Annotated in this window: 20 protein-coding genes and 3 pseudogenes; 22 read left to right on the top strand and 1 reads right to left on the bottom strand. The window is 68.8% G+C overall.

What is annotated here, in order from left to right:
- Window position 1 precedes the first annotated feature (1 nt).
- From rpmC to HWV07_RS20175, 18 genes and pseudogenes are all read left to right on the top strand, one after another.
- A complete protein-coding gene (rpmC, locus tag HWV07_RS18475) occupies window positions 2–211 on the top strand; it encodes a 50S ribosomal protein L29 (protein WP_178335741.1) in 210 nt (69 codons plus the stop codon).
- Complete coding sequence (locus tag HWV07_RS18480; protein WP_178335742.1) at window positions 208–486, top strand: ribonuclease P protein component 1; 279 nt, start codon at window positions 208–210, stop codon at window positions 484–486. Before rpmC ends, HWV07_RS18480 begins: the two co-directional genes overlap by 4 nt.
- Window positions 477–809, top strand: a pseudogene (locus HWV07_RS18485) (30S ribosomal protein S17); the annotation flags it as partial. The gene HWV07_RS18480 and the pseudogene HWV07_RS18485, both read left to right, overlap by 10 nt.
- Window positions 810–820: 11 nt before the next feature.
- Window positions 821–1,219 carry a 50S ribosomal protein L14 gene (locus tag HWV07_RS18490; RefSeq protein ID WP_178335744.1) on the top strand — a complete coding sequence of 133 codons (399 nt, stop codon included), beginning with the start codon at window positions 821–823 and terminating at the stop codon, window positions 1,217–1,219.
- 2 nt (window positions 1,220–1,221) lie between these two features.
- The gene (rplX, locus tag HWV07_RS18495; RefSeq protein ID WP_178335745.1) at window positions 1,222–1,578 is read left to right on the top strand and encodes a 50S ribosomal protein L24; all 357 of its coding nucleotides are present in this window, start codon (window positions 1,222–1,224) and stop codon (window positions 1,576–1,578) included.
- Entirely contained in the window at window positions 1,575–2,336 is a 762-nt protein-coding gene (locus tag HWV07_RS18500; RefSeq protein WP_178335746.1) for a 30S ribosomal protein S4e, read from the top strand. Before rplX ends, HWV07_RS18500 begins: the two co-directional genes overlap by 4 nt.
- Window positions 2,333–2,869, top strand: coding sequence for a 50S ribosomal protein L5 (locus HWV07_RS18505; protein WP_178335747.1), 537 nt, complete (start codon window positions 2,333–2,335; stop codon window positions 2,867–2,869). The genes HWV07_RS18500 and HWV07_RS18505 overlap by 4 nt, the downstream gene beginning before the upstream one ends.
- Window positions 2,866–3,045: a 30S ribosomal protein S14 gene (locus HWV07_RS18510; protein WP_178335748.1), complete on the top strand. Its 180-nt coding sequence runs from the start codon at window positions 2,866–2,868 to the stop codon at window positions 3,043–3,045. The genes HWV07_RS18505 and HWV07_RS18510 overlap by 4 nt, the downstream gene beginning before the upstream one ends.
- A gap of 2 nt (window positions 3,046–3,047) precedes the next feature.
- Window positions 3,048–3,440 carry a 30S ribosomal protein S8 gene (locus HWV07_RS18515; RefSeq protein ID WP_178335749.1) on the top strand — a complete coding sequence of 131 codons (393 nt, stop codon included), beginning with the start codon at window positions 3,048–3,050 and terminating at the stop codon, window positions 3,438–3,440.
- Between the two features lie 4 nt (window positions 3,441–3,444).
- The gene (locus HWV07_RS18520) at window positions 3,445–3,978 is read left to right on the top strand and encodes a 50S ribosomal protein L6 (protein WP_178335750.1); all 534 of its coding nucleotides are present in this window, start codon (window positions 3,445–3,447) and stop codon (window positions 3,976–3,978) included.
- The gene (locus HWV07_RS18525) at window positions 3,978–4,691 is read left to right on the top strand and encodes a 50S ribosomal protein L32e (RefSeq protein WP_178335751.1); all 714 of its coding nucleotides are present in this window, start codon (window positions 3,978–3,980) and stop codon (window positions 4,689–4,691) included. The genes HWV07_RS18520 and HWV07_RS18525 overlap by 1 nt, the downstream gene beginning before the upstream one ends.
- The gene (locus tag HWV07_RS18530; protein WP_178335752.1) at window positions 4,688–5,137 is read left to right on the top strand and encodes a 50S ribosomal protein L19e; all 450 of its coding nucleotides are present in this window, start codon (window positions 4,688–4,690) and stop codon (window positions 5,135–5,137) included. Before HWV07_RS18525 ends, HWV07_RS18530 begins: the two co-directional genes overlap by 4 nt.
- Window positions 5,137–5,688 carry a 50S ribosomal protein L18 gene (locus tag HWV07_RS18535; protein ID WP_178335753.1) on the top strand — a complete coding sequence of 184 codons (552 nt, stop codon included), beginning with the start codon at window positions 5,137–5,139 and terminating at the stop codon, window positions 5,686–5,688. The genes HWV07_RS18530 and HWV07_RS18535 overlap by 1 nt, the downstream gene beginning before the upstream one ends.
- Window positions 5,685–6,320 carry a 30S ribosomal protein S5 gene (locus HWV07_RS18540; protein WP_178335754.1) on the top strand — a complete coding sequence of 212 codons (636 nt, stop codon included), beginning with the start codon at window positions 5,685–5,687 and terminating at the stop codon, window positions 6,318–6,320. The genes HWV07_RS18535 and HWV07_RS18540 overlap by 4 nt, the downstream gene beginning before the upstream one ends.
- Window positions 6,317–6,781 (top strand): 50S ribosomal protein L30, encoded by a 465-nt coding sequence (locus HWV07_RS18545; protein ID WP_178335755.1) that lies wholly within the window; start codon window positions 6,317–6,319, stop codon window positions 6,779–6,781. The genes HWV07_RS18540 and HWV07_RS18545 overlap by 4 nt, the downstream gene beginning before the upstream one ends.
- A complete protein-coding gene (locus tag HWV07_RS18550; RefSeq protein WP_178335756.1) occupies window positions 6,781–7,290 on the top strand; it encodes an uL15m family ribosomal protein in 510 nt (169 codons plus the stop codon). Before HWV07_RS18545 ends, HWV07_RS18550 begins: the two co-directional genes overlap by 1 nt.
- Window positions 7,291–8,772: a preprotein translocase subunit SecY gene (gene secY, locus HWV07_RS18555; RefSeq protein WP_178335757.1), complete on the top strand. Its 1,482-nt coding sequence runs from the start codon at window positions 7,291–7,293 to the stop codon at window positions 8,770–8,772.
- Window positions 8,773–8,896: 124 nt separating this feature from the next.
- Window positions 8,897–9,031 (top strand): annotated as a pseudogene (locus HWV07_RS20175) (DUF7127 family protein); the annotation flags it as partial.
- A 140-nt stretch (window positions 9,032–9,171) separates the two neighbouring features.
- Here the strand turns inward: HWV07_RS20175 and HWV07_RS18565 are convergent.
- Window positions 9,172–9,651 (bottom strand): hypothetical protein, encoded by a 480-nt coding sequence (locus HWV07_RS18565; RefSeq protein ID WP_178335759.1) that lies wholly within the window; start codon window positions 9,649–9,651, stop codon window positions 9,172–9,174.
- Between the two features lie 162 nt (window positions 9,652–9,813).
- Between HWV07_RS18565 and HWV07_RS18570 the strand changes: the two genes are divergently transcribed.
- From HWV07_RS18570 to HWV07_RS18585, 4 genes and pseudogenes are all read left to right on the top strand, one after another.
- Window positions 9,814–10,239, top strand: a complete 426-nt coding sequence (locus HWV07_RS18570) for a universal stress protein (protein WP_178335760.1) — start codon at window positions 9,814–9,816, stop codon at window positions 10,237–10,239.
- A gap of 8 nt (window positions 10,240–10,247) precedes the next feature.
- A pseudogene (locus HWV07_RS18575) lies at window positions 10,248–11,099 on the top strand (universal stress protein); the annotation flags it as partial.
- Between the two features lie 81 nt (window positions 11,100–11,180).
- Window positions 11,181–12,518, top strand: coding sequence for a Trk system potassium transporter TrkA (trkA, locus tag HWV07_RS18580; protein WP_178335761.1), 1,338 nt, complete (start codon window positions 11,181–11,183; stop codon window positions 12,516–12,518).
- The gene (locus tag HWV07_RS18585) at window positions 12,519–14,018 is read left to right on the top strand and encodes a TrkH family potassium uptake protein (protein ID WP_178335762.1); all 1,500 of its coding nucleotides are present in this window, start codon (window positions 12,519–12,521) and stop codon (window positions 14,016–14,018) included. It begins immediately after the preceding gene.
- Window positions 14,019–14,038 lie beyond the last annotated feature (20 nt).

Genomic DNA, 14,038 nt, shown 5'->3' on the forward strand with positions numbered 1-14,038 from the left:
CATGGCCATCCTGCACGTCGACGAGATCCGCGACATGACGCCCGCCGAACGCGAGGTAGAGCTCGAGCAGCTCGAGACCGAGCTGCTCAACGAGAAGGCCGTCCTGGCCGCCGGTGGCGCCCCGGAGAACCCGGGCCGCATCGGCGAGCTCAAGCGCACGATCGCGCGGCTGAAGACGGTCCAGCGAGAGGAGGGCGATCTGGACGAATGACTCCCGAATCGCTCGTCCGCCACGAACTCGCCGGACTCGACGTCGCCGTCGAGGACTCGCCCAATCCCGACCTCGTCGGGGTAGCCGGGCGCGTCGTCGACGAGACGATGCACACGTTGCTCGTGGCGACGGGCGAGGGAGTCAAGCAGGTGCCGAAGGCCGACGCGACGTTCCGGTTCGACCTAGACGACGCCACAGTGCTCGTCGACGGTGACCGACTCGTCGCCCGGCCCGCCCGGCGCACCGAAACGAATGGAGGTTCACTATGGCAATAGGACTCGACGTAACCAAACCTCCGGAACCCGAAAATCCGGAGGAGTACGACTACGAGACGTGTCCGTTCTACGGTGACCTGCCCGTCCGCGGGCAAATCATCGAGGGGACGGTCGTCTCCAACGACATGGACCGTACGGTCGTCGTCGAGCGAGAGTACGACGTGAAGGTACCCAAGTACGACCGCTACATGAAGCGGCGGTCGCGCATCCCGGCGCACGTGCCGGAGGTACTGGAGCCGCTCTCGGTCGGCGACGACGTGAAGATAGCAGAGACGCGACCGCTCTCGAAGACGAAGAGCCACGTGGTCGTGGAAGTCAAGGAAGGTGAGGAGTGATGGAGGCGCTGAACGCCGACGTCACGCAGGGCCTCGAGAAGGGGTCGCTGATCACCTGCGCCGACAACACGGGCGCCCGGGAGCTGAAGGTCATCTCGATCTCCGGCTACTCCGGCACCAAGAACCGCCACCCGAAGGCGGGCCTCGGTGACAAGGTGACCGTCTCGGTCACCAAGGGCACCCCGGAGATGCGGCGACAGGTCCTCGAGGCGGTCATCATCCGCCAGCGCAAGCCGGTCCGGCGGCCGGACGGCACGCGCGTGAAGTTCGAGGACAACGCGGCGGTCATCGTCGACGAGAACGAGGACCCCCGCGGGACCGAACTGAAGGGCCCCATCGCTCGCGAGGTCGCAGAGCGGTTCGGGAGCATCGCCAGCACGGCGACCATCATCGTATAGCAATGACACGACAACCAACCAAACAGCGCAACCGACAGGAGCGCGCCGCGCTGCACGACAAGCAGAAGCAGGTCCGCGCGCCGCTGTCGCCCGACCTCCGCGAGGAGTACGGCCAGCGGTCCGTCCGCGTCAACGTGGGCGACACGGTCGAGGTCCAGCGCGGCGACTTCGCCGGCGAGACCGGCGAGGTCGTCGACGTCGACCTCCGTGCCGCGGAGATCAACGTCGAGGACGTGACGCTGGAGACGGCGGACGGCGAGGAGGTTCCCCGTTCGCTCGAGGCCAGCAACGTCCAGGTCACCGACCTGGACCTCTCCGACGACGTGCGCGAGGCGCGCCTCGAGGAGGACAACGAATGACGAAGCACCAGAAACGGCTCGCGGTACCGAAGTCGTGGCCGGTCGAGCGGAAGGAGGAGAAGTACACGACGAAGGCGGGCGCGGGACCGCACGGCGAGGAGGGGGTTCCGCTCCTCATCGTCCTGCGCGACGTGCTCGGCTACGTCGACTCGAAGAAGGAGGCGCGCTACGCCCTCGAGCAGGACAGCGTCCTGGTCAACGGCAAGGCGGTCTCCGACGAGCGCATCCCCATCGGGATGTTCGACATCCTGGCGTTCGTCGAACGCGAGGAGTACTACCGCGTGTTCCCGGACGAGGGCGGTCGGCTCTCGCTGACGGCCATCGCCGAGGACGCCGCGCAGTCGAAGCTCGGTAAAATCGCCGGCAAGCAGCAGGTCGCCGGCGGCGACACGCAGCTGACGCTGCACGACGGACAGACGCTGCTCGTCGACGACGACGCCGGCTACAGCACGAACGACTCCATCGTCGTCTCCAACGAGGGCGACGAGGTCGTCGCCCACTTCACCTACGAAGAGGGCGCGCTCGTCACCGCCGTTCGCGGCGCCCACGCGGGCCAGATCGGCACCATCGACGAGATCCAGGTGACCCCCGGGTCCTCCGACAACAACGTGCTGATCGACGCCGAGAACGGCGACGACTTCGAGACGATCGAGGAGTACGTCGTCGTCATCGACGAGAACTTCACGGGCGACTCGGGCACCGAGTCGGAAGACGCGAGCGGCGGGAGCCGCGAGCAGGACGGAGGTGACGGCGAATGAGCTCCGAATCGGACGCCGACGCCGGCGAGTTCCACGAGATGCGCGAGCCCACCGTCGAGAAGGTCGTCGCCCACATGGGCATCGGCCGCGGTGGCGAACCGCTCGCCGAGGCCGAGACCATCCTGAGCGAGATCACGGGGCAGGACCCCGTCAGGACGACGGCCCAGCGGACCATCCAGGACTTCAACGTCCGCGAGGGCGACCCGATCGGCGCGAAGGTCACCCTGCGCGGGGACGCCGCCGAGGCGTTCCTGGAGACGGCGCTGCCGCTGGCCGACGTCTCGGCCTCGCAGTTCGACGAGACCGGCAACTTCAGCTTCGGCGTCGAGGAGCACACGGAGTTCCCGAGCCAGGAGTACGACCCGGAGATCGGTATCTTCGGGCTCGACGTGACGGTGAACCTGGTCCGGCCGGGCTACCGCGTGCGCAAGCGAGACAAGGTCGCACGGCAGATCCCGTCGCGACACCGGCTGACCGCCGAGGACGCCATCGCGTTCCTCGAAGCGAACTACGACGTGGAGGTGACCGAATGAGCGAATCAGAGACAGAACCTGAGACGGGCGAGCAGGCCGCCAAGCGAACCGGCCAGCTCGAATCGTGTCAGCGCTGCGGGCGCGAGCAGGGACTCGTCGGCAAGTACGACATCTGGCTGTGCCGACAGTGCTTCCGCGAGGTCGCCCGGAGCATGGGCTTCAAGAAGTACAGCTAACAATGGCGGACAACGATCCACTGGCCAGCGCGCTGTCGGGACTCGACAACGCCGAGAGCGTCGGCCACCTAGACCAGACGGTATCGCCCGCCTCGAACGAGATCGGCTCCGTACTCGAGGTCCTCTACGACCGCGGGTACATCAACGGCTTCCAGTTCGTGGAAGACGGCAAGGCCGGTCGGTTCGAGGTCGAACTGAAGGGAGCGATCAACGAGTGTGGCGCGGTCAAGCCCCGCTACTCGGCGGGCGCAGACGAGTTCGAGAAGTGGGAGAAGCGGTTCCTCCCGGCCCGCGACTACGGGACGCTCGTCGTCACGACCAGCCACGGCATCATGAGCCACTACGAGGCCCGAGAGGCGGGCATCGGTGGCCAGGTGATCGCCTACGTCTACTAGAACAATGCGCACAGAAATCGACATCCCGGACGACGTCACGGCGACGATGGACCACCTCGAACTCACCGTCGAGGGACCGGAGGGGAGCGTCACGCGACGCCTCTGGTACCCCGACGTGAGCGTGAGCGTCGAGGACGGCACCGTGGTCGTCGAGACGGACGACGAGAACGCCAAGGCCCGATCGACGGTCGGCACCTTCGAGAGCCACGTCACGAACATGTTCCACGGCGTGACCGAGGGCTGGGAGTACACCATGGAGGTGTTCTACTCCCACTTCCCGATGCAGGTCTCCACGCAGGACGAGGAGGTCGTCATCGAGAACTTCCTCGGCGAGAAGGCGCCGCGAACCACCGAGATCCGCGGGGACACCCAGGTCTCCGTCGACGGCGAGGAACTGACCATCTCGGGCCCGAGTATCGAGGACGTCGGCCAGACGGCGGCCGACATCGAACAGCTGACGCGCGTGACCGACAAGGACACCCGCGTCTTCCAGGACGGGGTCTACATCACGCAGACGCCCGACCGAGGTGAGGTCTGATGAGCGACGAGGAATACGACGAACTGACCGACATCAGCGGCGTCGGCCCCTCGAAGGCGGACGCGTTGGAGGACGCCGGCTTCGAGACGGTCGACGACGTCCGCGAGGCCTCCCAGGAGGAACTGGCCGAGGCCGAAGGCATCGGCAACGCGCTCGCCGCGCGGATCAAGGGCGACGTCGGCGGCCTCGAGGTCTCCGACGACACCGAGGCAGAAGTCGAGGAGGAAGCGCCCGAGGAAGAAGCGGCCGAGGAAGCCGACGAGGACGTCGAGACCGAACTGCAGCCGCGCGGGCTCGCGGACAAGACGCCCGACCTCTCGGAGAACGAGGCGCGGCTCCTCAAGCAGCGACACAGCGAGGGCAAGCCGCAGTTCAACCGGCAGGACTACCACAAGAAGAAGCGGACGCCCACCTCGTGGCGCAAGCCCCGCGGCGGCCTCTCCAAGCAGCGGCGAGGCATCAAGGGCAAGGGCCCGAAGGTCGAGGCCGGCTACCGGACGCCGAAGGCGGTGCGCGGCAAGCACCCCAGCGGCTTCGAGGAGGTCCGCGTCGAGAACGTGGACGACCTCGAGGGCGTCGACGGCGACGCGGAGGCCGTCCGCATCGGCTCGACGGTCGGCGCCCGCAAGCGCGAGCGCATCGAGGAGGTCGCCGAGGAGGAGGACATCCGCGTCCTCAACCCCACCTACGTCGAAGTGGAGGTGGAAGAATGACCGACCTGAAGGCCCAGAAGCGTCTGGCGGCCGACGTCCTCGGCGTCGGGGAGAACCGCGTGTGGTTCGACCCGGACGCCCAGGGCGAGATCGCCGACGCCATCACCCGCGACGACGTCCGCGAACTCGTCGAGGAGGGCATCATCGACGCCGAGCGCGAGAAGGGCAACTCCCGCGGTCGGGCCCGCGAGCGCGCACAGAAGCGCGCCTACGGCCACCAGAAGGGACACGGCTCCCGGAAGGGGAAGTCCGGCGCCCGGCAGAACCGGAAGGAGGAGTGGCAGAGCAAGATCCGCGCACAGCGCAACAAGCTGCGCGACCTGCGCGACGACGACGAGATCAGCCGCTCGCAGTACCGCGCGCTGTACGACCAGGCCAGCGGTGGCGAGTTCGACAGCGTCGCGGACCTCGAGCGGTACATCGAAGACAACTACGGTGAACAATAATGGCGACAGGACCACGATACAAGGTGCCGATGCGGCGTCGCCGCGAGGCCCGAACGAACTACCATCAGAGGTTGCGCCTGCTGAAATCCGGCAAGCCACGCCTGGTCGCTCGAAAGAGCAACAACCAAACCAGGGCGCAGCTGGTCGTCACGGGCCCGCAGGGTGACGAGACCGTCGCGAACGCCTCCTCGGCCGATCTCGAAGAGTTCGGCTGGGAGGCCCCGACGGGCAACCTCCCTGCGGCGTACCTGACCGGCATGCTGGCCGGCGCGCGCGCGGTCGAGGCCGGCCTCGAGGAGGCCGTCCTCGACATCGGGCTGAACTCGGCGACGCCCGGGAACAAGGTGTTCGCGGTACAGGAAGGTGCAATCGACGCAGGTCTGGAGATCCCGCACAACGAGGACGTCTTCGCGGACTGGCAGCGCACGCGCGGTGCCCACATCGCGGAGTACGCCGAGCAGGAGGACGGCCTCTACTCGGGCGACTTCGACGCGACGGAGCTTCCGGACCACTTCGACGAGGTGCGAGAGCGCCTGGAGGATGAACAATGAGTCACGGATGGGAGCCGCGCACGCGGCTCGGACGACAGGTAGCTGAGGGAGAGATCACCTCGATGCGGGAGGCCCTCGAGACGGGCCTGCCGCTGAAGGAACCGGAGATCGTCGACCAGCTCCTCCCGGGGCTGGAGGACGAGGTCCTGGACATCAACATGGTCCAGCGGATGACCGACTCCGGTCGACGGGTGAAGTTCCGGTGTGTCGTCGTGGTCGGTAACCGCGACGGCTACGTCGGCTACGCGCAGGGCCGCGACGACCAGGTCGGCGGCGCGATCCAGAAGGCCATCGAGGTCGCGAAGCTGAACGTCATCGAGGTGCCGCTCGGCTCGGGGTCGTGGGAGGACCGCCCCGGCGGGCGCAACTCGCTGATGCGGCGGACGACCGGCAAGGCCGGCTCCGTCGAGGTCGAACTGGAGCCGGCGCCACGCGGGCTCGGGCTCGCGGCCGCGCCGACGGTGCGGCACGTGCTCGAACTCGCCGGCGTCGAGGACGCCTGGACGAAGTGCCACGGCAACACCCGGACGACGATCAACCTCGCGAAGGCGACCTACATCGCGCTGAAGAACGCCTCGGAGTCCCGGACGCCGGAGCACGCCCAGCAGGTACAGCAGGAGGCCCGAGAATGAGGGCGGTCGTCCAACTCCGCGGCGAGGTCAACCAGAACCAGGAGGTCCGCGACACCCTGGAGATGCTGAACCTCGGCCGCGTCAACCACGCCACGTTCGTGCCCGACACGGACGCCTACCGCGGCATGGTGAACAAGGTCAACGACTGGGTCGCCCACGGCGACCCGGACGAGGACACCGTCGCGCTGCTGCTGGAGCGCCGCGCACAGCCCGCCGAGGGCGCCGCGGACGTCGACGACGAGTGGGTCGGCGACAACACCGACTACGACGGCGTCGACGCGCTGGCGGCGGCGCTGGTCGACGAGGAGACGACCCTGCAGGAGCAGGGCCTCTCCCCGACGCTCCGGCTCCACCCGCCGCGCGGCGGCCACGACGGCGTCAAGCACCCGACCACGGAGGGCGGCCAGCTCGGCCCCCACTCCGACGCCGACATCGACGCACTCCTGGAGGCGATGCGATAATGACAAGCAAGAAACGACGACAGCGCGGCTCCCGCACGCACGGCGGCGGCACCCACAAGAACCGCCGCGGCGCCGGCCACCGGGGCGGGCGCGGGCGCGCGGGCCGCGACAAACACGAGTTCCACAACTACGAACCGCTCGGTAAATCGGGCTTCTCGCGGCCGCAGAAGACGCAGACGCAGGTCGAGACGATCAACCTCCGCGAGCTCGACGAGGACGCGGTCGTCCTCGCCGAGGAGGGCCTCGCCGAGGAGTCCGGCGACGGCTACGAGCTCGACGCCCGCGACATCGTCGAGGACGGCCACGACGCCGACGTCGTGAAGGTCCTGGCGGCCGGGCGCGTCCACAACGAGCTGACGGTCACCGCCGACGCCTTCTCCGACGGCGCCCGCGAGGCGCTGGAGGCGGCCGGCGGCGAGGCGGTCCTCACCGAACACGGCGAGGAACTCGCCGCAGCAGATGAGTCAGCCGAAAGTGACTCTACCGAAGAGGAGAACGAGGAAGCGTAAATGAGCTGGAAGGAGGCCGCCGAACCGGTACTCACGCGCATGCCCGCAGTCAAGCGTCCGACGGGACACGTCCCGTTCCGTCGGAAGCTGGGCTGGACCGCGGGCATCCTCGTGCTGTACTTTTTCCTGACCAACGTCGGTATCTACGGACTCGGTCAGAACTCGGACATATTCGGGCAGTTCCGTACCATCCTCGCGGGGTCGCAGGGGTCGATACTACAGGTCGGCATCGGGCCGATCGTCACCGCGTCCATCGTGCTGCAGTTGCTCGGTGGCGCGGACTTGCTCGGACTCGACACGGAGAACAACCCGCGCGACCAGGCGCTGTACCAGGGGCTCCAGAAGCTGCTGGTCGTCGTGATGACGGTACTGACGGCGCTGCCGATGGTGTTCGCCGGCTTCCTCCGGCCGAGCCCACAGATCGCCAGCCAGATCGGCGTCAGCACGTCGGTCCTCGGCTGGATCATGTTCGCCCAGATCTTCGTCGGTGGCCTCCTGATCCTCTACATGGACGAGGTCATCTCGAAGTGGGGCGTCGGCTCCGGGATCGGGCTGTTCATCATCGCCGGCGTGAGCCAGCGACTCATCGGCGGGTTCATCGCCTGGAGCGGCCTCGGCGCCGGCTACGTCGGGTTCTTCCCGCGCTGGTGGGGCATCCTCACCGGCCAGGTCGAGATGGACCCGATCCTGACGTCCGCCGGACTCCGGGACCTGTTCCTGGGGCCGGGCGAACTGCTCGCGCTACTGACGACGCTGTTCATCTTCGGCATCGTCGTCTACGCCGAGTCCGTGCGGGTCGAGATCCCGCTGAGCCACGCCCGCGTGAAGGGCGCCCGCGGTCGCTTCCCCGTGAAGCTCATCTACGCGAGCGTCCTGCCGATGATCCTCGTCCGCGCGCTGCAGGCGAACGTCCAGTTCCTGGGCCGCATCCTCAACGCCCAGTGGGGCGGGATGCCCGCGTGGCTCGGGAACTACTCGAACCCGGGTGGCGGCGGCTTCGCCGAACCGATCGGCGGGCTGTTCTACTACCTGGCTCCGATCTACGCGCCCGAGGACTGGATGTGGTGGCTCGGCGAGACCACCGCGGCGCCCTGGCAGATCATGATCCGCGTCGGGATCGACCTGACGTTCATGCTCGTCGGCGGCGCGGTGTTCGCCGTCTTCTGGGTCGAGACGACGGGCATGGGCCCGCACTCGACGGCCAAGCAGATCCAGAACTCCGGGATGCAGATCCCGGGCTTCCGGCAGTCGCCCGGCGTCACCGAGAAGGTCCTCGAGCGGTACATCCCGCAGGTGACCGTCATCGGCGGCGCCCTCGTCGGCCTGCTCGCCGTCATGGCGAACATGCTCGGCACCATCGGGCAGGTCACCGGCACCGGCCTGCTGCTGACCGTCTCCATCACCTACAAGCTCTACGAGGAGATCGCGGAGGAGCAGATGATGGAGATGCACCCGATGATGCGCGAGATGTTCGGCGACTGATTCGGTATCCGACGCCGCTCGTTTTTTGTCGACGTAGCCGCGAACGCCGGGGAATAGCCCGGCGGCCGTCCATCCCAAAGAGCGTAGGCTCTCCCCTTACCCGTGTCTGCGACCAAGTCGACGTATGGAGTTACCAGGCTCGCTACGGCTCGCGGCCGACCAGCGCGACGACGTGACCGTCAGTCGGCGAGAGTATCCGGACGAGACCGTGGTCGCGGTGGACTTCGGGCCGGGCGTCGAGGCAGTGGTGGACGTCGTCGGCGGGACGGCCATCGTCGTGGCGGGCGACCGGCAGTTCGAGTTCGAGGGTCCCGGAGGGGGCGACGGACGTCGCCACCAACGGCGGCATGCTGTTCATCACGTCGGCGCCGGACGCGACGGCGTGACGCCGGCGGCTCCCTATTCTCCTGTCGTCACTGCCACGACCAGATGCTGGCCCTCGCGCACCTGGTGGGCAGTCGGGTCAACCGGGTCGCCGTCGACGCGGAAGGCGATCTCGGTCCCCGGCTCGCGGCCGTCGTAGGTGGTCCCGTCGACGGTCGCGACGTGGGCGTCCTCCTCGCGGGCGTACGCGAAGCGCGGCAGGAGGTCGACGGCCGTCGCAAAGGTGACGCGCTCGCGTTCCATGTGCCAGCGGTCGTCGCCCTCGTGGAAGTGAAAGCGGACGTCCTCGTCGGCGTGCTCGGCCTGGAACCGGTCGGCCGTGAGGTCGACGGCCTCGCCGTCGACGGCGACCTCGATGGTGCCGGACTCGTAGAACTCCCCGTCACCGCTGCCGCCGCCGTCGCCACCCCCTTCGTCGCCGACCGAGCGGACGTCCAGACAGCCGCCGAGCGCCAGGGTCGACGCGGCCCCGGCGAGGACGGATCGTCGCTGCATGGGTGGGGAGTCGGCGCGGTCCGGGATAGGGGTTGCGTCGGACGCCCGGTCCGGCCACGGACGGGACTGGTGCTTTATGGGCGTCGACGGAGTTCAACCACACATGCACGACCGACAACCGATCTCACCGACCGGGCGTCGCGACGGTGCGGGGGGCGACCGATGACGCTGCTCGACCACGTCCTGCTCCCGGTGGCCTCGGAGGAGGACGCGCGGGCGACCTGCGCGGCCCTGGAGCCGTACCTGTCCGACGTCGATCGAGTCACCGCGGTCCACGTCGTCGAGAAGGCGGGCGGGGCGATGGACAAAGCGCCGATGGAGAAGCGCCGCGAGGACGCCGCGGCGTTCCTCTCCATCGTCGACTCGCGGCTGGGCGACCGGGTGGCCGTCGAGACCCGGACCGCCTTCGGCACCGACGTTGTCGAGACGCTGTTCGACGAGGCGGCCGACGCGGGCGCGACCGCGATCGCGTTCCGGGCGCGCGGCGGGAGCCGCATCGTCCAGTTGCTCACCGGGGACGTGGCGACCGACCTCGTCACCGACCCGGAGCTCCCCGTCGTCTCGCTGCCCGTCCCCGACGGGGGGTGAGGGCCGTGGGCGCCTCGAGCGACGAGCCGGCGAGCACCGTGCTGGTCGCTCTCGCCAACCCCCGGACCGAGCGGGCGCTGGCGACGCTCGGCGCCGCGCTCGCCGACCACCGGGGTGGCCGCGTCCTCGCCGTCCACGTCGTGACCGTCCCCGACCAGACGCCGCTGGCGGCCGCCGCCGAGAACCGCGACCGGATCGAGTCCGCCTCCGCGGACCTGCTCGCGGACGCGACGGCCGACGTCGAGGCGGTGGGCGTCCCGGTCGAGACGCGGACCGTCCTCTCACACCGGGGGCTCGCGGAGGTCTTCGACGCGGCGCGGACGCACGACGCCGACGCGGTGGTGATGGGCTACGGCGGCGCGCAGTTCGCCGGCGGCCGCGCGGAGGGCGTCCTCGACGAGCTGGCGGCCGACCTCCCCTGCGACGTCCTCGTCCTCGACGGCGAGTCCGTCGACGCGTCGTCGGTACTCGTCCCCACGGCCGGCGGCTACTCGTCGGACCTCTCGGCGGAGGTCGCCGTCGCGCTGCGGGAGACGACCGGCGCCGACGTCGCGCTGCTGTACGTCGCCGACGAGAGCGAGGCAGCGGCGGGCCGTGAGTTCCTGACGGAGTGGGCGGCGGAACACGGTCTCGGCGACGCCGAACGCCGCGTCGAGACGGGCGACGTCGAGGCGGCCATCGCGCGACACGGCGCCGAGGCGGACCTCGTGGTCGTGGGTGCGACCGGGCGCGGGCTGCTCGCGCGGGTCGTCCGGGGCTCGCTGACCTTCGACGTGATCGAGGACCTCGAGACGCCGGTGGTGATGGCCGAGCGGCCGACCTCGCGGTCCATCTGGCGGCGGCTGTTCGGCCGGCGGTGAGGCGGTGATCCGCGCCGATCTCCCGAAGCGGTCACTTCGCCGATAGTAATCCACTTACGGGCGGCCCGAGACGGATTTTGCATGCACGTCGTCATCATCGGGGCGGGGGAGGTCGGCACCTCGATCGCCGAGAGCCTCGACGATAGCCACGACGTCGTCGTCATCGACGTCGATCAGGCCCGCGCCGACCAGCTGAAGTACGAACTCGACGTGATGACGCTGGCCGGCGACGGCACGTCGCTGTCGGTCCTCCAGGAGGCCGGCGTCGCCGACGCCGACATGCTCATCGCCAGCACCGACGACGACCGGACGAACCTCGTCGCCTGCGAGACGGCGAAGACGGTCTCGGACCCCTTCACCATCGCGCGGGTGAAGAGCGTCGAGTACCTGCGGACCTGGGAGATGACGGAGGCGGCCTTCGGCGTCGACTTCATGGTGTGCTCGGACCTGCTGACCGCCGAGAACATCGTCCGCGTCGTCGGGCTCCCGGCGGCGGTCGACGTCGACCCCTTCGCTGGCGGCCGGATCCAGATGGCGGAGTTCGAGATCGCAGACGGCAGCCCGGTCGACGGCCAGACCGTCGCCGAGGCCGACCGCTTCGAGTCGCTGACCTTCGCCGGCCTGTTCCGCGACGGCGAGATGATCCTCCCGCAGGGGTCGACCGAGATCCGCGCCGGCGACCGCGCGGTCGTCATCGGCAGCCCCGAGAGCGTCCAGGGGTTCGCCGACGACATCTCGCCGGAGGCGACGCCCGACGAGGCCGACGAGATCGTCATCATCGGCGGCTCCGAGATCGGCTACCACACCGCCCGGCTGCTCGAGAAGCGGGGGCTGAAACCCCGGATCATCGAGCGCGACCACGACCGCGCCCGGTATCTGGCCGAGGAACTCCCGAAGACGCTCGTCATGGAGCACGACGCGACGGACACGGAGTTCCTCGCCCGCGAACACGTCGACGAGGCCGACATCGTCGTCGCGGCGCTGGACTCCGACGAGAAGAACCTCCTGGTGTCCATCCTCGCGAAGCGGCTGGGCACCGACCGCGTCGTCGCCATCGTCGACAGCGGCGACTACGTCACCGTCTTCGAGGAGATCGGCGTCGACGTCGCGATCAACCCCCGGCAGGTAACCGCGGAGGAGATCACCCGCTTCACCCACGAGGGGGTCGCAGAGAACCTCTCGGTCCTCGAGAACGACCAGGCGGAGGTCCTGGAGCTGGAGCTGTCGCCTGACAGCAGCCTCGTCGGCAAACCCATCCGCGACATCTCGGCGGAGTTCGACTCCGACATCGTCATCGGGGCCGTGACGCGGAACGGCGACCAGATCACGCCGCGCGGCGACACAGTCCTCGAGGCCGGCGACCACGTCGTCGTCTTCGTCGAGACAGCCTGCGTCGAGGCGCTGATGTCGATGGCGTAGATGCACCTCCGCGTCGACTGGCGCGCGAGCCTGGATCTGACCGGGCGCGTCCTGCTGTACGTCTCGGTCCCGCTGGGGATCCCCCTGTTCGTCGCCCTCTACTACGGCGACCCGATCGTACCGTTCCTGGCCGCCATCGCGGTCACCGTCCTAGCCGGCGCCGCCCTCCGGAGGCTCCCCGGCGAGCCCGGCGAACTCGGCGCGCGGGAGGCGTTCCTCGGCGTCTCGCTGATCTGGTTGCTCGTCGCCGTCGTCGGCGCGGTCCCGTTCTACGTCGCCGGCACCGGCGTCCTCGCGCACCCGGTCGACGCTCTGTTCGAGTCGATGAGCGGCCTGACGACCACCGGCGCGACGGCGCTCCGCGACTTCTCTGTACACTCCCGTGCGGTCCTGATGTGGCGGCAGGTCCTCCAGTGGCTGGGCGGACTCGGCATCCTCGTGCTCGCGACGGCGGTGCTCTCGGAGATCGGCGTCGGGGGCGCACAGCTGATGGAGACGGAGACCCAGACCCAGAGCGTCGACAAGCTGACGCCGAAGATCACCCAGACGGCACAGCTCATCTGGGGGCTCTACATCGGTCTGACGGTGCTGGCCGTCGCCGTCTACTTCGGGCTCCACCTGGCGGGATTGGCCCCGGAGATGACGTTCTACAACGCCGTCGCCCACGCACTGACGTCGGTGTCGACGGCCGGATTCTCCCCGGAGCCGGAGAGCATCGGCGCCTTCACGCCCGTCGTCCAGTGGGCGGTGATCCCGTTCATGCTCGTGGGGTCGACGAGCTTCGTCCTGCTGTACTTCGCCATCCACGGCGACCCCTGGCGGCTGGTCGAGAGCGAGGAGTTCCGCTTCTACATGGGCGTCGTCGCCACCGGCAGTGCCGTCGTCGCCCTCTCGCTGACGGTCGACCCCGACGTCAACTACGGGCTGGAGCCGACGATCCGGCACGCCCTGTTCAACGTCGCCTCCATCGTGACGACGACCGGCTACGCGAGCGTCGACTTCGACGCCTGGTCGCCGGCTGCAAAGCACGTCCTCTTCCTGGGGATGTTCGTCGGCGGGATGGTCGGGTCGACGACCTGCTCGATCAAGTCCCTGCGGTGGCTCGTCGCGCTGAAGGCCTTCCGGCGGTCGCTGTTCACCACGATCCACCCGTCCGCGGTCCGCCCCGTCCGGGTCTCGGGTCGGGCCGTCGACGAGGCGACCATCCGCGATATCTACCAGTACCTCCTGTTGAGCATCGTCATCTTCGTCCTGCTGACGGTGTTCATCGTCGTCGACGGCTCCCGGGTCTCGGACTCGGTGACCGAGTTCGAGGCGATGAGCGCGGCGGCCTCGACGTTCCTCAACATCGGCCCGGCGTTCGGGCTGGCGGGCCCCTACGACACGTACGCGAACTTCCCGCGGACGACCCGGGCGGTGATGATCGTGCTGATGTGGATCGGCCGCATCGAGATCATCCCGGTGCTGGTGCTGTTCACGAAGGCGTTCTGGACGTCGTGACGGCCCCGGGAATCGCCCGG

This window comes from Natronomonas salina, from assembly GCF_013391105.1.
In the GTDB taxonomy this organism is placed as follows: domain Archaea; phylum Halobacteriota; class Halobacteria; order Halobacteriales; family Haloarculaceae; genus Natronomonas; species Natronomonas salina.